This window comes from Streptomyces sp. MB09-02B, assembly GCF_033794485.1.
Classification (GTDB): domain Bacteria; phylum Actinomycetota; class Actinomycetes; order Streptomycetales; family Streptomycetaceae; genus Streptomyces.
Genome location: NZ_JARGEE010000618.1, coordinates 1 through 4,020 on the forward strand (window position 1 = coordinate 1; position 4,020 = coordinate 4,020).

General features: G+C 67.4%; 5 protein-coding genes and 1 pseudogene. 3 read left to right on the forward strand and 3 right to left on the reverse strand.

Translation table 11 applies throughout. The features are described 5' to 3' along the window. Both P1P70_RS41750 and P1P70_RS41755 read left to right on the forward strand, forming a co-directional pair. Positions 1-755: bifunctional DNA primase/polymerase (locus P1P70_RS41750; RefSeq protein ID WP_319247293.1), on the forward strand; the 755-nt coding region annotated here is incomplete at its 5' end. Between the two features lie 138 nt (positions 756-893). Further along, the gene (locus P1P70_RS41755; protein WP_319247294.1) at positions 894-1,274 is read left to right on the forward strand and encodes a hypothetical protein; all 381 of its coding nucleotides are present in this window, start codon (positions 894-896) and stop codon (positions 1,272-1,274) included. Between the two features lie 129 nt (positions 1,275-1,403). On the opposite strand, the pseudogene P1P70_RS41760 reads toward P1P70_RS41755, so the two are convergent. From P1P70_RS41760 to P1P70_RS41770, 3 genes and pseudogenes are all read right to left on the reverse strand, one after another. Continuing rightward, positions 1,404-1,595: pseudogene (locus P1P70_RS41760) on the reverse strand (antitoxin); the annotation flags it as partial. 356 nt (positions 1,596-1,951) lie between these two features. Further along, positions 1,952-2,260: a hypothetical protein gene (locus P1P70_RS41765; RefSeq protein ID WP_319247296.1), complete on the reverse strand. Its 309-nt coding sequence runs from the start codon at positions 2,258-2,260 to the stop codon at positions 1,952-1,954. Positions 2,261-2,403: 143 nt separating this feature from the next. After that, positions 2,404-3,021, reverse strand: coding sequence for an SMI1/KNR4 family protein (locus P1P70_RS41770; protein ID WP_319247297.1), 618 nt, complete (start codon positions 3,019-3,021; stop codon positions 2,404-2,406). A 552-nt stretch (positions 3,022-3,573) separates the two neighbouring features. Here P1P70_RS41770 and P1P70_RS41775 point away from each other — a divergent pair. Then, entirely contained in the window at positions 3,574-3,927 is a 354-nt protein-coding gene (locus tag P1P70_RS41775; RefSeq protein ID WP_319247299.1) for a hypothetical protein, read from the forward strand. Positions 3,928-4,020 lie beyond the last annotated feature (93 nt).

Here is a 4,020-nt window from a genome sequence, read left to right on the forward strand (position 1 = left end):
CCTCCACACCGGCCGCCACCCCGACCCAGTCCCCCTGCCATGGGGAATGCGGGCGCTTCGGCCACGGCGTGTACGACGCCTCCACCGACCCCCGACGCATCCGCGAGCTCTTCGCCGCAGCCCCGTGGGCCACCGGCTACGGCATCGCCTGCGGTGTCCGCCCCCACCACCTGATCGGCGTCGACCTCGACACGAAGTCCGGTACCGACTCCTCGGCGGCCCTGCGTGAACTGGCCCTGCGCCACCTCTTCACGATCCCCGAGACGGTAGTCGTGCTGACTCCCAGCGGCGGCCGCCACATCTGGCTCACCGGCCCGCCCCACGTCGCCGTCCCCAACTCCGCGAGCCGCCTCGCCCCCGGCATCGACATCCGCGGCGCCGGCGGCTACCTCGTCGGCCCCGGCTCCCGCACCGAGCACGGCGCCTACACCACGGCTCCCGGCACGTCCCACCTCCACCCGGCCCTCTGCCCACCGGCCCTGCTCCGCCTCCTGCTGCCACCACCGCGCACGGGCCCCTCCCGGGCGGCGGGCGGCCAGGGCAACGGCCACGGCCTGGTCCACTTCGTCCTGACCGCCCAGGAGGGACAACGCAACACCCGCCTCTTCTGGGCGGCTTGCCGCGCCTACGAGAACGGCCTCGGCCCCGAACTCGCAGGCGCCCTGATCGAGGCAGCCGTACGCACCGGCCTCACGGAACGCGAGGCGAGGTCGACGATCGCCTCGGCGGCGCGGATGTCGAGGGGTGGTCGGTGACGGGGGCGGCGCGGGGGACCGGTGCGCGCGTTTCGGGGCGCGTGTGGTTGGAAGAACTGAGGTGCTGAAGGTGCCGTGGTCCGGCGTGGTACGGCGTGGCCCGGCCCGTATGAGGAACAGCCGCTCCGGAGGCACGATTTGGACTTCGACAGGGAACACCGCCAGGACATGCTTGCCGAGGTCCATCGGGAACGGGACCGACTGCTCCCCCTGCGAGCGGAGGCGACGGAGACCACGATCGAACTGATGCGCACAAGCACGGGCCAGGTCTCGGAACCCGATCTCGTGCCCTACCTGAACCTGATGTATCTCCTGACGGTCAAACGAGCCTACGGCGACGACCAACTCCTGGCCTTCGCACTCTCCTTGGCGAACTGGGCGGTCGTCGCCATCGACGAGGTGGCGAAGTACACGGGCCGCACCGCGGAACAGGTCATCGACCAGTACGAAACAGAGATCATCGCGGCACGCGAATCGGCCCCACCGGAAGAGCCCGAACCCGAGCCCGACACGAACTGATTCGCCTCTCCCGGCCCCTCACCCTCACCCTCACCGAGGCGGATCCTCAGGCCCCATGCCGTCTCGCCCCATGTCGTCACGCCCCATATCGTCACCCCGCATACCGTCCCGCCCGGCGTCGGGACGACCGGCGTCGGGCTGCCCACCCCGCGTCCGATCCGACCCCGACTGCTGCCTGAGCCTCTCCTGCGCTGCGTCGACCTGACCGCTGTACTTCCCCTGCGTCCGCCCGTCCACGAAGTCACCGGCCTTGTCGATACCCTGCCCGGCCTGGTCCTCATGGCCCTTCAGCATCTGCTTGAGCTTGTCCATCACAGACATGGCAACTCCTTCCGCCGCAAACCCCCTCCCTCCAGCGTCCGCGCCACACCCCGACCCCGCATCTCGTAGCCTCACGACACACCACGAATGGGCAGGGAGAACGAATGGGCAGGGCGAGCACGGCTTCATGAAGGCACGCATCCGGAAACCAGCAGTGACGATCCTCAGGCGGCCGAAGCAATCGCCGCAGAGTACGAGACGTTGTCGCCTGAGTGCCGAGCTGATCCTGGCCGTTTGAACTGGTTAGCGGATCCGCCAGCTCTAGCTTGAACACCACGCCCAAGGCGACGGCCGCACTGCCGACGCCCCTGGTGACCTTCGTACGCCGACGGCTTGGGGCCCGGGCTGGACGGGCCTCAGTAGAGGATGACCCGCCAGCGCTCGACCCACTGCAGCCGCCCACTGCTCGTATCGCGCACCTTGACTCGATCGTCGTCCACCTGCCAGACAGTGCCGTAGAGCGTCCTGTCGTCGAGGTCCGCTCTGACAATGTCGTACACCTCCAGGTCGTCCTCGACCGGACGGGACCACGAGTGCCCACATCGCGCGCAGACGTAGCCGACGACATCGCGCCCGGCGCCAGCGACGAGGCTGCCCAGGCGAACCTGCTCGACCAGGCACCGGGGGCACGGGTCGGCGGTGCGTGCGCCTACTGATCGGGACATCGCCCGATCTTGCGGTACGGCACCGAGTACAGCAACCTTTCCCGCAGCTTGTATGACCTCCAATGACAACCGATCTCAACAGAGCTACGGATCAGAGGGCGCTCGTGCAAGGGCAGGCCGCTCGGCCAGTCGTCGGCTGAGACCTACCCGTCGACGTGCTCAGACCACCATCCCCGATCGGCTTGCCAATCCTGGAACCAGGCCACGAAGTCGGCCTCTGGCTCGCCTGCCTCCCCCGCGTCCGCGTAGGGGGCGGCGCATCCGTCTCCCAGCCACCAGACCCGACCGCGCTGAGGCCCGGTGACCACAAGCGCCCAGAACTCGCAGTCACGGTCGCCGCCCAGGAGGACCGAGCCGTTCTGATAGGCGCCGTGGAGCAGAGGTGAGTGCTCATCGTGGTCGTAGTAGTCGTACTCCCACTGCCACTCCTCCTCCAGCGGGAACGGCTCAGTGAACTTGCGTACCGCCGTTCCGTCGAACGGTTCGGGGCTGAGCCAGCAATCGGCCTTCCATCCCTGCCAGTTCTCAGGCAGTCCTCCCAGCGGCAGGAGCCGGTGTGCCATGGATGCTCCCGCCAGCGAACCATTGGACACCTCCGCGACAAACGTCCGGTAGGGCTCCGGCAGTTCGACGCCACAAGCGGCTTCCCACGCCCGTACGCCGGCCCAGCCGAGGGGAGACCGTCGAAGATCCTTGGGGATGGCATCGCTGAGGACGGCGATTGCACTTCGCAGTCGATGCAGCTCTGAGCTACCTGTCATATACGTAGTGAACACCCGGCTCGACGACAAGGGTTTCGTGGCCCGGGTACACCAGGAGTCCGCTCCACCAGGCGGCGTGCAGCACAACGGCCGCCGACCGATTCACCTGGTCAGGGGCCGTGCGCCTACGCGGTGGGTGTGGGATTTGAACCCACGGTGACTCGCGCCACGACGGTTTTCAAGGCCTTTCGGCGATCATGGACGCTGTCGAGCACCGCATAGCGCGGCAAACGCTCAGAGCAGTGCCTCCGGCGGCGGCGCTCAGGCTCCGAGATGTACGGGGCGCCGTACGCGAGTGCCGGCCGAGTTGTGGCGTGCGGGGGGAGCTCCCATCCCGTCTGCCGTCGCCCCAGGCAGAGCCGAGCAGACGGGATGGGAGCTGAGGTTAGTGGTGGGTCGAGGCGTGGAGCGGTCTGTCACCGTCGGGGAATATCGCACTTGGCCAGGTCACGACTGCGACCATTGGGGAGTGACTGCAACTCCCCTATGGGTACCGCTAGTAGTAGCTGGTGCCGACGTCGTAGCGACGCTGGTCGCAGGGACCGTTGGCGCTTGATTATGCAGCGCTGGTCAGACCGTCGTGAAACAGTCACCGGGGAGCGCGAGCGCGAAGGCTGGGCTCGCGAGGACGAGGCCCGCACCTTCGAGCACCGCAGACAAGCGTACGTGGAGTTCTATGAAGCGGTAAAAGCTCTGGCCAGGACCGCTTACGACCATTGCTACGGCTTCACAGAAGAGCCTGAGCTGGAAGAAGGCTGGCAGTCTGATGCTTTCGCCAAGCTCGCGCAGTTGCAGTTCTACGCCGATCGGGCCGTGGCCGCTGCTGCTTCCGCTGCCTACGGTGCCGCCTGGTCGTGGGGTCAGTACGGTGTACATGATGCTCCCGACGACCCTAGCTTCTATTGATCCGAAACTCAAAGGGTTCTATTCGAGGATGTAGCGGACGTGCGGGCCGCCGAAGTAGCCGCGGACGATGTGGGGCTGGCGTTGGCGTCGGTG